This is a genomic window from Tautonia plasticadhaerens (assembly GCF_007752535.1).
GTDB lineage: Bacteria > Planctomycetota > Planctomycetia > Isosphaerales > Isosphaeraceae > Tautonia > Tautonia plasticadhaerens.
On sequence record NZ_CP036426.1, the window covers coordinates 289,245 to 306,688 of the forward strand.

The window sequence follows — 17,444 nt, forward strand, 5'->3', positions numbered from 1 at the left end:
CATCCATGCCGAGACTCACGGACACGACGCCCGAGGCCGACCGCGTGCTGGCGGAGGTCTACCGGCGGATGCCGGGCAGGAGGAAAGTGCAACTCCTCTGTGGCATGCTGCGACAGGGCCGGTCCTTGCACGCGGCCGGCCTGAGACAACGCCGACCGGGCGTGACTCCCTGCCAGATCCGGGACGATTGGATCGAGGTTCATTATGGTGCCATCCCGGCGGGGGATCGGGGGAAGGAATCGGACATGGTGCCTCCGCCGGATGCACTCCTCGTCCTCCGGGACGTGATCGCCGCATGCGCCTCGAACGCGATCGCCTATGCCCTGGGCGGCTCGATGGCCAGTACGTTCCACGGCGTCGCCCGATTTACGGCCGATGCCGACATCGCCGTCGAACCATTTCCGGGGCGTGAGGCCGCGTTCGCCGGCTCGTTCGGCGAGGATTACTACGTGAGCGTCGATGCGATCCGCCAGGCGATCCGCGATCGCTCGTCGTTCAATGTGATCCATACGGGGATGGCGTTCAAGGTCGACGTCTTCGTCCGGAAAGACCGCCCGTTCGACACCTCGCTCATGGCCCGTAAGCGGCCGGCGGAACTCGACCCGGACGGACCCCCGGTCGACCTCGTCAGCGCCGAGGACATCATCCTGCTGAAGCTGGAATGGTACCGCCTCGGCGGCGAGACGTCCGACCGGCAGTGGGGGGACGTCCTCGGCGTCCTCCGGGCGCAGGCCGGCCTGCTGGACGAGGGGTACCTCGACCGCTGGGCGGCGGAGCTGGGCGTGGCGGACCTGCTGGAGACGGCCCGGGGAGAGGCGGCGTCGTGAGCGACCCGGGGGGCTCCGGGGGGGATCGGCCGGGGGCGATCGAGGGCAGGAACGGGTTCCGGCGGCGGGCCCCCGGCGAGCCGGCCTGGACCTGGGCCGCGGGGCCGAGGCCCAGGGACCGCCTCGGCCGGCTCTGGCTCTGGGCGAGGGTGTACGCCCGATATGCGAGGTTCCTGCTCTGGGAGTTCCGCTGGTCGCTGTCGATCTTCTGGACGCTGGTGGTCGGCGGCGGCTGGATCCTGCACCGGACCTATCACCACGACGGGCAGACCCTGGAGTTCGCCGAGGCCTGCTACGGGATCTTCCTGCTGATCTTCGTCGAGGGGTTCCTGGAATTCCCCGACGAGTGGTACCTGCAGCTCGCGTTCTTCCTGGTGCCGGTGGTCGGCCTCGGGGCGGTGGCCGACTCGCTGGTGAGGCTCGGCTACCTCGTCTTCACCCGCAAGGGGAACCTGCCGGAGTGGCATCGGATGGTGGCCTCGGTCTATCGCGAGCACGTCATCGTCGTCGGCCTGGGGACGGTCGGCTACCAGATCGTCAAGGAACTGCTCCAGCTCCGGGAGCTGGTGGCGGTGGTCGAGCGGCCCCACGTCGAGTCGGAGCTGATCGAGGAGATGCTCGACCGCGACGTGCCGATCGTTCGGGGGGACGCCCGGTCGCCCAAGACGCTGGAGGCCGCCGGGGTGGCCCGGGCCAAGGCCGTCGTGCTGGCCACGCAAGACGACCTGGCGAACCTCGACGCCGCCCTCACGGCCCGGGACCTGAACCCAAGGGCGAGGATCGTGATGCGGATGTTCGACGAGTCGCTCGCCGAGAAGGTGGGGGGTTCCTTCTCCCTGCCGGCGGTCTCCACGGCCAAGGTGGCCGCCCCGGCGTTCGTGGCCGCCGCGACCGGGAGGAACGTCTACCAGGACTTCCAGCTCGCCGGCCGTCACGTCCACCTCGTCGACCTGACGATCGAGCGGGGCGGCGGCCTGGTCGGCCGGACCGTCGGCGAGATCCAGGCGGATCGGCAGGTGAACATCGTCATGCACCACGGCGGCGGCGAGACGAACGTCAACCCGGACCACGACCTCGTCCTCGGACCCGGGGACGAGATCCTCGCGATCGCGCCGATCGACCGCCTCGTCGCGCTGGAGCGGCTCAACCGCCCCCGGGAGGGCCATCCCGGCCCTCCCGTGCCCGACCCGCCCCCCCTGCCCCCGGAGGTCTTGCCGTGACCGCGACCCCGGGCGGGATCGCACTCATGTTCATTCCCGACGAACCTCCCGGGACGGCCCCCATGCCGGTGGATCGGAAGGAGTAGTAACGGCGGTCTCCCCCACCCCCGCACCTCCGCCCGGTCCGGTGAGCGGCCATTCGCCGGGGAGGGTGGTGGCGGGCCAGGTCGGGGCGGGATAAGGTGATTCTCGCCGATGCGTCGCGTCTCGGTGGGGCCCGAGCCGGTCGGCAGATGGGGGCGGATCCGGTGGCCCGGCCCGCCCTCGTCTGGCCGGGCGCGGTGGCCTCTGGGCTCGCCGATCGTCGGCACGCGGGGCGGCGGGCCTCGAGTTCGGAGCAACGCCCCGGCCTCGCCCGGCGACTCCATCGGGACCCACCCGGCCGCGGTCCCGCCGCCCCGCCGGGCGAGCCGAGGCGAGTCGGGGGGCCGGTGGCCGCCCGAACGCCCACGTCGTGAACGAGTGCCTCCAGGAGCCGAACCCCATGCGATCGTCCCGACTGCTGCCCTCCCTGGTCGGCGCGGCCACCCTCGCCGTCACGGGCCCCGCGACGGCCCAGGACGGGGTCGAGTCCCGGCCGAACATCATCTTCATCATGGCCGACGACCTCGGCTGGGGTGACCTCGGCAGCTACGGCCAGCAGCGAGGGCTGCAGACGCCGAACCTCGACCGCCTGGCCGCCGAGGGGACGCGGTTCACCCAGGCCTACGCGGGCAGCACCGTCTGCGCCCCGTCTCGTTGCGTGCTGATGACCGGCTACCACACCGGCCACGCCCGGATCCGGGGCAACGCCCGGGACCCCCTGGAGCCGGGGGACGTGACCGTCGCCGAGGCGCTCAAGGCCGCCGGCTATGACACGGCACTGGTCGGTAAGTGGGGCCTCGGCGAGGCGGGGTCGACCGGCGTGCCGAACAAACAAGGGTTCGATGACTTCTTCGGATACCTGAATCAGCGGCACGCGCACAACTTCTACCCCGACCACCTCTGGCGCCAGGAGGAGCGGGTCGAGCTGCCCGGCAACGTCATCGGCCCCGACGAGGGCGTCTCCGTCGAGCGTGGGACGTATTCGCATGACCTGTTCGCCGACGGGGCGATCTCCTGGGTCGAGGAGCACCGCGAGGGGCCCTTCTTCCTCTACCTCTCCCTGACGATCCCGCACGCCAACAACGAGGGTTCCCGGGCCACCGGCAACGGCATGGAGGTGCCTGACCTCGGCGACTACGCCGGCCGAGACTGGCCCGAGGCCGAGAAGGGCAAGGCGGCGATGATCGCCCGGATGGACGCCGACGTCGGCCGGCTGATGGCCAGGCTCGACGAGTTGGATATCGACGACGACACCATCGTCTTCTTCACCAGCGACAACGGCCCGCACCGCGAGGGCGGCAAGGACTTCGACCCCGACTTCTTCGACAGCAACGGCCCCCTGCGCGGCATCAAGCGCGACCTGTACGAGGGGGGCATCCGCGTGCCGATGATCGTCCGATGGCCCGGCCGCGTCCCCGCCGGGGCGGTCAGCGACCAGATTTGGGCCTTCTGGGACGTCCCCCCCACCCTCGCCGAGCTTGCCGGGCCGGGGGCGACCGCCGCCTTGCCCGACGACCTCGACGGCATTTCCTTGCTCCCCGCCCTGATCGGCCCCGAGGCCGCCGGGAGGTCGCAGGAGGATCACGAGTTCCTCTACTGGGAATTCCACGAGGGCCAGGCGTCGAAGCAGGCCGTGCGCATGGGTCGATGGAAGGGCTTCCGGCTCTCGCCCGACGGGCCGCTGGAGCTGTACGACCTCCGGGGCGACGTCGGGGAGGAGGACGACGTGGCGGCCGAGCACCCCGAGGTCGTCGATCGGATCGAGACCTACCTGGGGAACGCCCGGTCAGAGTCTCCCTCGTGGCCGCTCCGCCCCGCGCCGGGACGATAGCATCCCGGGCCGGGTCCGTCCCCCCTTAGTCTCTTCGGAGGGGGGGCGGGGACGGCGACAGGGCGACCGACGGGATCGGTCTTCCTGGCGGGATCGACGTGTTCCCGAGATGCAACGCCGGTGCGGTGAACCGGCCCCGGGCGAGGGGCGTACTGCCGGGATGACGCGGCGGCCGTCGCCGCGATCCCCGGCCCTGGAGCCCCTCGCCATGCTCGCCGCACCGCCCTACGCCCGACTCGGCCGCCTGGTCGCCTCGCCAGACGTGATGGCGACCATCCCCCGGGGGACCCTCAGTCGGGCCATCCGGTCCCACGCCTACGCAGGGGCCGCGGAAGACGGACACTTCCAGACCCGTCACGGATGGGAATGCGTCGTATTCTTCCTGAGGACCGACGCCGATCGGGAGGAGACGCGGATCTGGATGGCCGGCGAGTGACCGGCCGGATCGGATCGGCTCCCCGCCCATCCCCGGCCGGCGGGCCGTGACCCCGGGACGACGCGACTCACGGGCCCATGACGATCAGCGCGTCAGGGCCGGTTCCGGGCGCTCCTCGGCGGCCGTCGGCCGCTCGGCCGGGGCCCTGCGGAACAGCTGGCTGAGGTCGTCCAGGTAGGAGTAGATGACCGGGACGGCCAGCAGCGTCAGCAGCAGCGACATCATCTGCCCGCCCACCGTCAGCACGGCGATCGACCGGCGTTCCTCGGCCCCGGGGCCGGTGGCGATGAGCAGCGGCATCAGGCCGGCCACGAAGGCGATGGTCGTCATCAGGATCGGCCGGAGCCGGTCGCGGTTGGCCCGGATGATCGCCTCGTGCCGGCCCATGCCCCCGGCCCGGAGCACGTTCATGTGGTCGACCTGGAGGATCGCCGCCTTCTTCACCACGCCGAAGAGCACGAGGATGCCGAGCGCCGAGTAGACGTTCAGCGTCTCGCCCCCCCACGCCAGGCTGATCAGGCCGAACGGGATGGCCAGGGGCAGCGAGAGGAGGATCGTGAAGGGGTGGATCAGGTGCTCGTATTGCGCAGCGAGCACGATGTACATGAAGACGAAGGAGAGGACGAAGGTCCATCGGAAGTCGTCGAAGGTCCGCTCCAGCTCCCGGCCGCCGCCGAGGACACGGGTCTCCATCTCGGGCGGGACGCCCATCTCGTCGGCCGCGGCCTGCAGCGCCTCGATCCGGCCGCCGAGCGAGTAGCCTGGGGCGATGTTGGCGCGGACGGCCACCATCCGCTGGCGGTCGAGGCGGTCGATCCGGGCGGCGGCGTCGCCGATCCGGAAGGAGACGACGTTGTCGATCCGGGTCAGGACCGGGTCGGTGGGCATCTCCCGGGCGGCGGCGGCGACGCCCAGCAGGTCGATGCTGGGGTTGGCCCGGACGAAGAGCTGGGAGATCGACTGGACGTCCCCCCGGTCGACGCCGACCAGGCGGAGCTCGACGTCGTAGGCGTCGTCCACCGTCTCGTCCCGATACCGGGAGACGCGGTCGTCGCCGCCGACGGCGACGCGGAGCGTGTCGGCGATCTCCCGGACGTCGACGCCGAGCACGGCGGCCCGCTCCCGGTTGATGTCGACCAGAAGCTCCGGCTTGTCGAGCTGCAGGGTGGTGGTCAGGTCGACGATGCCGGGGATCTCCTCGGCCCTCGCCTTCAGGGCGTCGGCGAACGCGGCGAGGTCGAGCAGGTCCGGGCCGGTGATCGAGAAGTCGATGTCGACGGGGGCCCCCTGCCGCAGCGAGGTCAGGTTCCGCACCGAGAGCCGCACGCCGGGGAGCGACTTGAGCCGCTCCCGGAGCTCGACCATCTTCTCCTGCTGGCTGAAGTTCCCCCGGAACGCCTCGCCCGGGTCGCCCTCCAGGAGCCCCCGGAACAGCCTCCCGAGGGAGAAGGTCCTCGTCTCGATGTCGGCCAGCCTCACGAACATCTCGCCCCGATTGACCGTCCCCCGGCCGCCGACGGTGGTGAGCACCGTCGTCACGCCCGGCTCGTGGAGGAGGTAGTCCTCGGCGACCCGCATCGCCTCGTCGGTCGAGACGAGGCTGGCCCCCTCCTGGGTCTCGACCCGGATCTCGAACTCGGACTCGTCGACGTTCGTCGGGATGTAGTCCCGTTTCACGTACTTGTAGAGCGGGACGTTCGCCGCGATCACCAGCACCGAGACCAGCAGCACCAGCCACCGGAACCGCATCGCCAGGCCGAGCATCCCGAGGTAGCCCCGCTCGATCACCCCGTAGAAGCCGCCCCGGGAGGCGGCCTGGCCGGGGCCGGTGGCGCCGGGCCGGAGCATCTTGCTGCACATCATGGGCGTCAGGCTGAAGCTGACGAGCATCGAGACGAGGATTGCCACCGAGGCGGTGATGCCGAACTCGTAGAGCATCCGGCCCGTGACGCTGGAGAGGAACGAGACGGGCAGGAAGACGATGATCAGGGAGAGGGTGGTCGCCAGCACCGCCGGCCCGATCTCCCGGGTGCCCCGGATGGCCGCCTCGAAGGGGTCCATGCCCCGCTCCTCGATGCAGTGGAAGATGTTCTCGAGCACGACAATCGCGTCGTCGATCACCACCCCCACCATCAGCACCAGGGCGAGCATCGTCATGTTGTTCAGCGTGAAGCCGAACAGCTTCATGAAGGCGAAGGTCGCGACGATCGAGGCCGGGATGGCCACCGAGGCGATGATCGTCGACCTCCAGGACCTCATGAACGCCAGCACCGTCAGGCAGGCGAGGATGCTGCCGGAGACCAGGTGCGCCTCGATCTCGTGCAGGGCGGCGACGATGTAGCGCGACTGGTCCTGGATCAGCTCCAGCTTCACGTCCGGCGGCAGCAGGCCCCGGGCCCGCTCCATCCGCCGCTTGACCCCCTCGATCACGTGGACCGTGTTCTCGCCCGACTGCCGCTGGACCTGGATGATGACCGCGGGCTCGCCGTCGAGCCGGGCGGCCGTGCGGACCTCCTTCGTGTCGTCGATCACCGTCCCCAGGTCCCGGAGGCGGATCGGCCGGCCGTTGACGGTGGCGATGACCAGCTCGGGGAAGTCCTCGGCGTCGTCGACCCGGCCCAGGGTCCTCATCGCGCGCTCGCGGCGGCCCTCGTCGACGAGCCCGCCGGGGACCTCGGCGTTCTGTCGGGCGATGGCGTCCCGGACCTGGAGGATGGAGAGCTGGTGGGCGGCCAGGCTCGAGGCGTCGATCTCGACGCGGATGGCGCGCTCCTCGGCCCCGGAGATCGTCACCTCGCCGACGCCCGGGGCCGACTCGATGACGTTCTTCACCGCCCGGTCGGCCAGCAGGTACAGCTCCTTCGCGCTCCTGGGGCCCGAGACCGCCAGGGAGAGGATCGGTGAGGAGTCCAGGTCGCGCTTTTGCACGACGGGGGGGTCGATGTCGGGGGGCAGCAGGTTGAGCACCCCGGACACGGCGTCCCGGACGTCCTGCGCCCCGGCGTCGGAGTCGCGCGCCAGGTCGAAGGTGACGATCACGAACGACTGGCCGTCCCGGGAGATCGACCGCAGCTCGTCGATGCCCGCGACGGTGGCGATCGCGTCCTCGAGGACCTGGGAGACCTCGGACTCGACCTCGGTCGAGGCGGCGCCGGGGTAGGTCGTCCGCACGAAGACCGTCGGCAGATCCATGTTCGGGAAGCGGTCGACCCCCAGCGAGGGGAAGGCGGCGATGCCGGCCACGACGAACGCGAGGATGAGCATCAGCGCGAACACGGGCCGGCGGACGCAGAGCTCGGCGAGCCAGTACATGGGACCTCTTCCGTGCGGGGCCGGGGCCGGGGCGGACGCAGGGGCCGGGGGCGGACGCGGGAGCCGGGGGGGCCGGTCAGGGGGAGGGCGGGCCGCCGGCCCCGGCGCCGGGGAGCGAGGCGATCACCTCGTCCCGGATCTCGACCTCGGCGGTGCGGCCCTCCGAGCCGTCGACCAGCACGAGGTCGCCGGGGTCCAGCCCGCCGAGGATCTCGACGAGGTCGCCCCGCCGCAGGCCCAGCTCGATCGGCTGCTCGACGGCCTGGCCGTCGACCACCTTCCAGACCTTCCGGGTCCCGGCGAACTCCACGACCGCCGAGCCCGGCAGGGCGATCGTCCGGCGGGACTCGTCGAGCATCACCTCCCCCTGGGAGAACTGGCCGGCCTGGATGGCGTGGTCGGTGTTCGGCACGCGGGCCTCGAACAGCAGGGAGCGGCTGAAGGGGTCGATCGCGGGGCTGATCCGGCTGATCTCGACGTCGGGCAGCGCCGGCCCCTGCTGGACGCGGAGCCGGACCACCTGGCCGATCGCCAGGCTCGACGCGAAGGCCTCCGGGACCGTCCCCCGGTAGCGGAGCGGGTCGTCCCGGATCAGGGTGATGACCGGGTCGCCGACCTGGACGTACATGCCGGGGGCGACGCGGCGGTCCTGGACCCGGCCGTCGAAGGGGGCCCGGATCTCGGCGTCCGCCAGGGCTTGCCGGGCCAGCTCGAGCTGGGCGGCCCGGACCCGGGCCATGGCGATCATCTCCCGCACGGAGTTGATGGCCGAGGCGTGCCGGGCCTTGGCGACCTGCTCGGCCGTGAGGGCCGTCTCGTACTCGGTGTCGGTGGCGACCTGGCGATTCCGCAGGGCGGCGGACCGGTCGCGATCGGCCCGGGCCTGGTCCCAGAGGGCCTTCTGCTCCAGGACGATCGGGCAGGTCTCGGGCTCGACCTCGTCCAGCGCGTCGTCGGGGTCCAGGCCGATGGCGGCCCGGGCCTGGACCAGCTCGGCCTCGGCCTGGCGGACCTGCTCCTGGAGCTCCCGGCGGTCGAGGGAGGCCAGCACCGTGCCCGCCTCGACGAAGTCGCCGAGGTCGACGTGGACCCGGTCGATCCGGCCGGCGACCTTCGTCCCGACGACCGTCGTCTCGTCCGCGACGAGGTTGCCCTGGGTCGCCACCACCCGGTCCCAGTCCTGCTCGGCGACCCGGACCACTCGGACGCGCAGGGGCGGGGGGGCCGGCCGGGGGGTGGCCGCGATCCCCTCGGTTTCCGAGCATCCGGTCAGCCCCGAGAGCAGCAGTCCGGAGAGCAGCACCAGGGGGAGGCCGGGGGGGACGGGGGGCGTCGGTTGGCCGGGCATCGCGTGGGGTCCTCGGGGGCGGGTCGGGCCTCGGCGGGAGGGTCGCGGGGGTCGCGGGTGGGCTATTCTCAATTGAGCGTCGCCGAGGGGGGACGCGGCCGTCGTCGTCCGGGGAGGGGTCCGATTCGATTCGATAAGTGCCGCGGGGGCGGGACGATAGGGCAGCGTGTTAGATCCTGGAATAGCCCGCCCGGGGGCGATCGTCAACACCCCACCGGCGGCGGGCCGGGGGCCGTCGGGGACCGAAGGGTGGCCGACCCGGTCCGGCCGACCCGGCGGCCCTGGCGTCGGGGGAGGCGTCGGGGGCCCGGCCCTCGGGCACTGCGGCCGGCCCGGGGCCCCGCGATCGGGCCGCCTCGCCCGGCCCCCGGCCCTCGCGACTCCCCCCCCGCTGTCCCACCGGACGGGCCGTCTGGCAGTGATCAGGGAGGGGGGGCGGATCCGCTGGCGGGGCGGGGGCCCCCGGGGAGCGATCGGTCGGGACCGAGGCGGGGGAGGCGACGATGAGTGGCGAGGGCGGGAGGTCGGTCCGGTTGGCCGGGGCGGCGAGGTGGGCGGGGCGGATCCTGGGCCTGCTGTCGCTGGGGGTGATCGGGATGTTCGTGGCGGCGGAGCCCCCCTGGCCCTGGCGCCTGTCGATGCTCGAAGGGGCCCTGTTGGCCTGCTTCCCGGTCGGGATGGCCGCGGGCCTGGTGCTGGCCTGGTGGCGGGAAGGGCTCGGGGGGCTGGTGGCGGTGCTGGGGGTGCTGGGATTCTACCTCGTCCACCGGGTCGGGGCGGGGGAGTGGCCTCGGGGGCCCTGGTTCCTGATCTTCGCCAGCCCGTCGGCGTTCTCCCTGGCGTCCTGGGCGCTGAGGAGGCGTGGGGAGGGAGGGGTCAGGCGGTCGCCCCGGTCGGCTCCGGGTCCGACTGGAGTCGGCTGGCCCGGGTGAACGGCTCGGGGGGGGCCTGGCCGTCCTGCTCGGCCTCCCAGGTGTCGACCCAGCGGTCCCAGGTGATCGGGTCGAGGTCCAGCAGCAGGCGGTCGGCCTCCAGGGGGGGGAGCGGGGGGACGGGCCGGGGGCCGGTGACGGCGGGGTAGAGCACCCGGGACTCGGCCTCGAGGTCGTAGGTCGCCTCGGTCTGGAGGCGGTCGCCGGCCCAGACGACCAGACCGGAGTCGGAGAAGCCGAAGGAGCGGACCTGGGGGGGCAGCAGGTGCTCGACCTGGGGCCGGGAGAGGTCGGCGTCGGCCATCTGGTCGAGCCCGGCCAGGGCGGCCTGGAGGACCCGGCGGCGGTCGTCGGGGAGGTGGTCGACCCAGGGCGGGGCCACCAGATCGGCCAGCACCCAGCCGGAGGCGTGCTCGAAGACCACGGCGACCGGCTCGTCCCCAAGCTCGGGGAACCGCAGCGCGACCCGGATGCGGTTGGAGCTGGTCTCGACCCCGGCCACCTCCCCCGGCAGGTCCTCCCAGGACCGGGAGTGCGCCAGCAGGGTGAGCAGCTCGCGCTCGACGAAGTGGGCCACCGCCTCCTCGACGTGGTGGCGGTCGTCCCTCAGGCGCTCCAGCCGGGCCTCTGCGCCGGGCCGCCGGGCCCGCTTCCGCCCGGCCCTCCGCATCCGGGAGAACATCCGGGGCAGCGTGCCGGAGTGGAACCCGGGGCGGAGCAGCCGGGGCATCGTCTCCCCATGGCCGCCGATGAGCACCCGGGGCAGCACCCTCGGCCGGTTCGCCCGGTAGAGCCGCCAGTTCTCCTTCAGCTCCCAGACGAGGAACCCGAAGACCCCGGGCAGCAGCAGCTGGGTGAGGAACCAGATCGTCCCGGCCACCTCCTTGGGGTCGGGCACCCGGCCCTCCAGCGCCTCGGCCAGCGGCGGGATCATCAGGATCAGGATCGGCGCCATCACCTTGTGGGACACCGTGACCACCGGGAAGTGCTTGATCGGGTTGAGCTGCGGCTCGACCAGCAGGTTGATGATGAACCGGACCGCGTAGGTGATGTAGAACCAGAATACCCCGAGGATCGCCTTGCCGACGGCCGAGAGCCGGCCCTCGCCGCCCCGGAACCGGAGCCATTCGTCGACGGTGTAGAGCAGCCGGTCGACGTTCTCCAGCACCGTGGCGAAGAAGTCCATGATGAACCGGACCAGGTCGCCGAAGATGTTGACCCGGATGACCCGCCAGGTGTGGACGATGTAGTCGGAGGTGATCTCCTCCATGTCCCGGCCGATCCGCAGGTTCAGCACCAGGCCGACCAGGACGAAGGTGGCCAGGGCGAGCCGCCGGGCCTGGTCGGGCCCCACCCCCATCAGGGCGAAGCCGAGCCAGGCCACCAGCGCCGGGCCGATCGGCTTGACCAGCATCCGCCAGAGCAGCTGGAAGGCCCGGGTCGTGATCAGCAGCCGGACGTAGTGCTGCCGGAGCACCCAGCGGGGGAAGTCGAAGGCGAACCCCTTGCCCACGTCGAAGAAGGCCCGGATCAGCCAGGCCACCTGGCGACGGAACCGGGGCACGTGGATCAGCCCCATCAGGAACAGGCCGGCGACGATGGTGACGTAGACCCAGGCCTCCGGGTCGTGGGGGATGACGTGCAACCCCCCCTCGTGCTCGGCGGCGGCCGCCGCCGTGCCCGACTCCTCGGCGGCGACCCGCTCGGCCACCAGCCGATCGGCCTCCAGCAGCGCCACCCCGTCGGCCGCCGTCCCGGCCACCAGGGCCGAGGCCACCCCCAGCCCCGAGGCCGCCCCGGCCATCGGGCCGGAGGCCGAGGCCCCCAGCGCCTCCACCAGCGCCGCCCCCGCCGCCGACGCCGCCCCCGCCGCCTCGGCCGCCTTCTCCGGGTCAACCCCGTAGCCCAGCTGCCGGGTCACCACCGCGAAGAGGTGGTCCGCGAAGAACAGGACCACGAACGCCCCGCCGAAGGGCAGCACCACGAACTGCGTCAGGAACCGGCCCGCCGGCGTGCCGAAGGCCAGCGAGCTGAACCGCTGCAGCCAGCGGAGGTACACCTCCCCCCTCCGGTAGATGCCGTCCAGCGCCACGGCCATCCGCCGGTTGGCCATCAGCAGGCGGTCCCCCCGGAAGAACTCCCGGGCCCCGGAGAGGTCCGGCAGCTTCACCTGGTTGCGGGCCACGGCGTCCCGGAGGTCCCCCATCGTCAGGAACCCCTGGGCCACGACCTTGTCCAGCAGCTCCTCGACGATCTTGTCGAAGGAGACCCGCTCGGCCACGTTCCCCGGCTCCAGGCCGGTCCGGAGCAGGGCCTCGGCCAGGGGCTCCCGGCATCGGCCCCGGAGCGTGACCTCGGCCCGATGCAGGGCCCCGGCGATGAGCTGGCCGAGCCTCCTGCGGTCCGGGTCCGAGATCCGGGCCTTCCGCAGCCGCCGCTGCGCCGACCTCAGGTGCTTGATCGCCAGCAGCTCCCGCTGGTGGGGCAGCAGCCGCTTGATCGGCCTCCGGCCGAGGGTGAGCATCCACTCGACCAGGTCGACCGTGTAGATCGGCCGCTCGAAGTCGACGCAGAGCCGCTGCAGGTCGAACAGGAGGCGGGCCTCGACCGCGTAGATCCCCTCCGAGGCCGGCGCCAGCAGGGCGGGCAGCGCCCTCCGCCAGTCGTCGGCCTCGGCCGGGTCCAGCCCGAGGGCCTCCACCAGCCGCTCCCCCAGCATCCCCAGCGCCGCCCGGGCCCGGGGCCAGGGGTGCGACGACGAGGGGGGCCCGAGGGGGTCGATGAACTTCGTCGACCTCGCCAGCTGGATGGCCGCCCGGACGACGTTCCCGCGCCTCATCGACCGCTCGGAGCGCCGGACCAGCCGCTCGGCCAGTTGCCGGGCGGGCTGGGGGGAGGGCAGCGGGTAGGTGCCGACCGCCTCGTCGGGCGGGGGGGCGTCGTCGGCCGCCTCGATCAGGGCCCCCAGCCGGCCCGGCTCCGGGGCGCCCGGGGGGCGGGTCCGGTCGAAGAGCAGCCGGGCGTCGAGGTCCTCGGCGATCGCCGCGTCGACCGCCTCGGTGTCCTCGATCGAGGGGAAGTAGCCGGGCAGCAGCCTCGGGGCGAAGTGCCTCAGCTCCAGGTACACCGCGACGAACTCGCGGTAGACCTCCCAGAGGTCCCGGGGGGGGAGCAGGTAGTCCTCGACCCGGAGGACCAGCCTCGCCTCGTCGAAGACCCCCTGGCCGATCCGGTCGACCCGGGCCCGGAGGTCGGCCTCGGGGATCCGGCCGGCCCTGCGGAGGCGCTCCAGCTCCTCGTCGACCCGGGCGTGGAAGAGCATCCTCCAGTACCGCAGGAGGATCTGGCCCCGGGTCATCGCCTCCAGCCGTTCCTGGGTGGGCTCGGCCAGCAGGATGATCGGCCCGGTCAGGGCGGCCTCGGCCTCGACGTCCAGGCCCAGCTCGTCGCGCTCGATGATGGTGGTCGCCGTGCTGGCGTCGAGCACGTAGGTCTTGCGGTGCGGCACCTGGATGCCGAGCGTGGCCATCTTGCGGTCGTGCTTGATGACCCGGCGGAGCACCCGAGGGGGGACCAGGGCCGCATGCGGGTCGGCCGCCCGCATCGCCCGCTTCAGCTCCTCCAGCGACATCCCCCCGCCACCGCCCGACCGGCTGCCCATCGTCCACCCACCCCCGACTTCGGCGACGTTCGACGACGCGAGGCTTCATGCTATCCCGACCGGCCCGCCCTGACCAGACGACGCATCGGCCCGGGGCCGACCGGTCGGAGGAGCCGGGACGCGGCATGCCCAGGGCGAAATCCCCCCCGGTCGGCCCTCGCTCCCCGCCGGAGCGTGCGGTCGTCCCCACCCCGTCCTCCCCCCTGCCCTCCCGCCGACTCGAAGGCTCCCCCTCGGCTCGGGCCGGTGCGCCCCGCCCTCCGCCCGGCCCGGGCGCCGAGCGGTGCGCCACCGGTGCGCCCGGGGCATCGGGCGTTTTGTGTTGTCCGTCCCCGAGTTGCGTCGACCCGATTGGCTTCGCTCCGTCAAACGCCCCTCGGGGATTGGCTTCGTTTCGCCACGCCCGATCCCGACCCTCCGGCCGCCCCGATGGCCTTCCGGTGCGCCCCCGGTGCGCCTCGGTGCGCCACCGAATCGCGTGGTCATCTCCCCGCCCACGTCGAGCCGATGGGCTTCGCCCCGTCGGGCCGACGGCCGGGATTGGCTTCGTTTCGCCACGCCCGATCGCCGCGTGTCCGCCCCGTCGATCGCCGCCCGGTGTGCCCCCGGTGCGCCCGGTCGCCGAGGCGAAAAGGATGTCATGGTCGTCGGTTGCGTCGATCGGATTCGCTTCGCTCCGTCGGTTTGCATCGCGCGATTGGCTTTGCTTCGCCACGCCCGAAACGACCCCGCTGCCGCCCGATCCGGGCTCGGTGCGAGCCGATCGGTGCGCCTCCAGTGCGCCTCGGTGCGCCCCGAGACCGGGTCCGATCGCGGGCCCCTGCGGCGTCCGGGTCGAACCGGATTGGCTTCGATTCGTCACGAACCCCGGACTCCTCGTCCCTCGGGGGTTCGCTCGATCCACCCGTCCTGATTGCCAAAGACGAGGGCTCCCCCCGGGCCCGTCCGACCTCCCTCGCGCCGGGATCCCCCCCGACCTCGACGGACGACGAACCGCCCGGGGAGACTGCTCCCCTCCCCATTACTATCGAGAAAGACCGCTTCGGCAGTCACACGAACTTCCCGGTCATAGCAGTCGGCCATGCCCCCCTGCCCGGCCGGGATGCCGGGGATGGTGAACGCGACCAGGGGCGGGATGTCGCCGATCACCTCGCCGATCGCTGACAATTAGGGGCGCCCTCTGGCCACCTTCGTTAGCCGCCCGGCAAACCCAGGGACTGGCGGAGAGCGGGTCGGACGGCAGATGAGTTAGACGCTCTCTGGCATGGCAATCGGTGCGGGCCTGGACCAACAACGCCCCCAGCTCCCACCGATGCCGTTCGTGGGACGCTCGATCCATGTCATGCCCCGGGACTCGCCCCAACCCCGCTCGGCTCAGACTGTCGCGACCTCGGTGTCCCGCATCCACTTCCGCTTAAACTGCTGCAACTCCGCGTCGGTGTAGAAGTGCCGAGCCAGCCGGGAGCCGAACTGCTGGTCCAGGTAGCTCTCGGGAAGGAACGCTTCGCGCTTGAATCGCCGGTAGAGGTCTGCGTAGTGCTTTTCTTCTCCGACGTATGCCTGCACTGGTTGGAATTTCGGGATGTTCAGGAACCGCCGGAACGCCTCGGTGGCGTTGGAGTCGAAATTCTCCAGCCGCATCAACAGTAACCGGGCGCGACGGCCTTCATAGATCGCGTAGCCCGTCCCCTTTGGGAACGGGATGGCGTAAACGTCGATGCCGAAGACGTCTCGCATCTGACGATCGAACCAGTCCGAATGGTCCAAAGCCTTTTTGCTGTCCAGGAACAATTTGCAAACCTGTGGAATATTCGGTTTTCCGTGTTCCAGTAAATCTAAATGATCGCGAACATTTCGATATTTTGATTCGAAAAAATCGGAGATGTTCCGGGAAACCGGATCGCGGACCATGCTGACGAGATTCCAAGGTCGGCCATGCCAGCGCTCAAGATGTTCCCGGGCAGCTCGTTGTGTCGCAAGGAATGAGAGGAATGGTAGATCGTCGGGATTCGCTAGACTGCGAAGCCGCTCTTCCAACCGATCAGGCCCCCCCCTCAAATCGTGCGTGTGGTAGACAAGGACATTCAGCCGGAGCCGATGCAGCCCCTCTACGGTCGAAGTGGTCCCCGTTTTCGGCAACGAATGGACCGCGATCGGGCTGGTGATGCCGTAACGCGGGAAGATCCTCCGATATGCCCGCTTCAAGCCCCAGTTCAGCTGGATCATTGCCGTTAGCTCCAACGCGCGACGGTCAGCCGGGGTTTTCTAGATGTGCGTGCACCTCGCAGCCATGACCTCGTCCGGTTCTCCTGAAGAGATATTGGATGCGAAACGAACGTCCGAGTCCAGTTGTGCTCTCGCAAGCCGTCGTCGAGCACCGGGACAAAAGGCAACGGCCTTCGCGATGAGCCCGGCCGGGCCCGGTGACCTTGAACGACACTCAGCACAGGACCGCTCGGGCGAAGAGGCAGCCCCTGGCGAAATGGGTATGACCATCTGGCACGGTCGCCGTGGCCGGGCGGGATCGTCCGCCCCTGGTCGCGTCCGGCATCGGCGGGGCGGGCGTCGCGTTTCTCGGGACGACCGCCCCCAGGGAGGCGACGATGCCCAGGACGACCGCCAGCACGACGCCCCGCACCGGGGCCGACTGGCCCGCCGTCCCCGAGGACCGATGGCCCGATTCGGCACGTCGGGTGGGCCCGACGCGATGGGTATGCTTCAACCGGCAGGCCGGCGGCTGGCTATCGGTCGCAACCTGGTGGCACAGGCTCGCCCCCGGCGATCGTCGACATCGCCTCGAACACGGCGGGGTCGATCGTGTTGCGCACGTACGTTACCGACCCGTCGGCCATCGCCAGGTTCGCCCCGCCGGGATGGTAACCGCCGAACGCCCGGCCGGGCCCGAGATAGGGACGCGTCGCCGGGTCGACTCCGCGCACGCTCGATGGCCCGCCGGCCGTCCACGGGGCCAGGCCGATGCTCGATTCCACGAGCATCGTCGTCTGGGACATCCCGTCGTGAATGTCGGCCATCCGCGTGGCCCTGTTCTCGCCGAACACACCGGCTCGCGGGTGCCCCGTGGGCAGCGCCGGGGCGTCGGCCCCGAGGCCGGCGATCCCGACGTAACTCAGCAATGTCGGCCGGGGCGCCCGCTGCTCGTCAGGGGCCGAGGGGCAGACGAAGGTGTTGAACGAGTCCTGGGGTTTCCAGCTGATCCAGGCGCCTGGCGGGGGCATGTAGTGAAGGGTCCGGTTCGGAGGCTCGTCCCACCCCTTCGTCCCGTCGATCCCGGGGTCGATCCCACCACCGACCTCGTGGTGCACGCTCACGGGCCAACCCAGCCGGCGAGCCGGCGGCAGGGTTGGGTGCGGGACGGTGCCCGGGGGGAAGGTGCCGTAGGTCGCGTGATGGTTGTGGAGGCCGAAGAGGATGCTCTTGAGATGGCCCACGCAGCCGGCCCGGTTCGCGGCCTCTCGCTCGGCCCGGGAGAAGTCAGAGGCGACCCGATTGCACAACGCCGCCAGGGCCCCGACCGCCGCCACGCCCATCAGCACCCGCACTGTCATCCGCGCTCGTGGTCGCTGCATGATCGAGGCCTCCCCTCGGGCCATCATCCGGCCCCTCGGGAGTGGATGCCAGCGATTTCCTTCGGACTCTTGAGGAGAGGCCGATCGGACCGTCAAGCCTCAACGATCAACAAGGCGAGACGCCCAGCCGAATCATCACCGGCGACCAGGGGCGACGGACCGGGGGCCGGTGCCCTCCTGGCGGAGAACGTCTTCGCGACATGGCA

The 17,444-nt window shown here is 71.4% G+C and carries 10 protein-coding genes; 5 read left to right on the forward strand and 5 right to left on the reverse strand.

From position 1 onward, the window contains the following. The first annotated feature begins 5 nt into the window (after positions 1-5). From ElP_RS39230 to ElP_RS01120, 4 genes are all read left to right on the forward strand, one after another. Positions 6-827 (forward strand): hypothetical protein, encoded by an 822-nt coding sequence (locus ElP_RS39230; RefSeq protein ID WP_145266460.1) that lies wholly within the window; start codon positions 6-8, stop codon positions 825-827. Next, the gene (locus ElP_RS01110) at positions 824-2,047 is read left to right on the forward strand and encodes a potassium channel family protein (protein ID WP_231749378.1); all 1,224 of its coding nucleotides are present in this window, start codon (positions 824-826) and stop codon (positions 2,045-2,047) included. Before ElP_RS39230 ends, ElP_RS01110 begins: the two co-directional genes overlap by 4 nt. A gap of 484 nt (positions 2,048-2,531) precedes the next feature. Continuing rightward, positions 2,532-3,962: an arylsulfatase gene (locus tag ElP_RS01115; protein ID WP_145266462.1), complete on the forward strand. Its 1,431-nt coding sequence runs from the start codon at positions 2,532-2,534 to the stop codon at positions 3,960-3,962. A gap of 208 nt (positions 3,963-4,170) precedes the next feature. Beyond that, positions 4,171-4,398 (forward strand): hypothetical protein, encoded by a 228-nt coding sequence (locus tag ElP_RS01120; protein ID WP_145266464.1) that lies wholly within the window; start codon positions 4,171-4,173, stop codon positions 4,396-4,398. Positions 4,399-4,482: 84 nt separating this feature from the next. Here the strand turns inward: ElP_RS01120 and ElP_RS01125 are convergent, their stop codons facing one another. Beyond that, a complete protein-coding gene (locus tag ElP_RS01125; RefSeq protein WP_145266466.1) occupies positions 4,483-7,710 on the reverse strand; it encodes an efflux RND transporter permease subunit in 3,228 nt (1,075 codons plus the stop codon). A 76-nt stretch (positions 7,711-7,786) separates the two neighbouring features. Next, entirely contained in the window at positions 7,787-9,058 is a 1,272-nt protein-coding gene (locus ElP_RS01130) for an efflux RND transporter periplasmic adaptor subunit (RefSeq protein ID WP_145266467.1), read from the reverse strand. Between the two features lie 503 nt (positions 9,059-9,561). Here ElP_RS01130 and ElP_RS01135 point away from each other — a divergent pair. Beyond that, complete coding sequence (locus ElP_RS01135; RefSeq protein ID WP_145266469.1) at positions 9,562-9,990, forward strand: DUF7670 domain-containing protein; 429 nt, start codon at positions 9,562-9,564, stop codon at positions 9,988-9,990. Here ElP_RS01135 and ElP_RS01140 read toward each other — a convergent pair. From ElP_RS01140 to ElP_RS01150, 3 genes are all read right to left on the reverse strand, one after another. Further along, positions 9,935-13,651, reverse strand: a complete 3,717-nt coding sequence (locus ElP_RS01140) for a hypothetical protein (protein ID WP_145266471.1) — start codon at positions 13,649-13,651, stop codon at positions 9,935-9,937. The genes ElP_RS01135 and ElP_RS01140 overlap by 56 nt on opposite strands. A gap of 1,374 nt (positions 13,652-15,025) precedes the next feature. Then, entirely contained in the window at positions 15,026-15,877 is an 852-nt protein-coding gene (locus ElP_RS01145; RefSeq protein ID WP_145266472.1) for a putative capsular polysaccharide synthesis family protein, read from the reverse strand. A gap of 515 nt (positions 15,878-16,392) precedes the next feature. Further along, a complete protein-coding gene (locus tag ElP_RS01150) occupies positions 16,393-17,238 on the reverse strand; it encodes a DUF1559 family PulG-like putative transporter (RefSeq protein WP_197446628.1) in 846 nt (281 codons plus the stop codon). Between the last annotated feature and the right edge of the window lie 206 nt (positions 17,239-17,444).